This window comes from Arthrobacter sp. SPT-J7, assembly GCF_059089965.1.
Window position 1 is genome coordinate 1 of record NZ_JBNHFF010000646.1, and the last position, 255, is coordinate 255.

At 62.0% G+C, this 255-nt stretch carries 1 protein-coding gene; it reads right to left on the reverse strand.

The window, feature by feature from the left end; translation table 11 throughout:
- Positions 1-255 (reverse strand): aminoacyl-tRNA hydrolase (gene pth / locus AC5RWX_RS34650; RefSeq protein ID WP_494100618.1); only part of this gene is annotated, 255 nt, incomplete at both ends.

Consider the following 255-nt stretch of genomic DNA (forward strand, 5'->3'; position numbering starts at 1 on the left):
TCCCACCCCCACCCGGACCCGCAGATAGTCCTTGGTGCCAAGCGCTTTGGAGATGTCCCGCAGGCCGTTATGGCCGCCTTCTCCCCCGCCGATCTTAAGTTTCACCGAATTGAAGGGAATGTCGATTTCGTCGTGGACCGCCACCACGTGATCCGGGATGATGCCGTAAAAGCTTGCCAGCGCCGCGACCGGCCCGCCTGAGACGTTCATGTAGCTCATAGGTTTTGCCAGCACTACCCGCGGGCCGCCGATGCC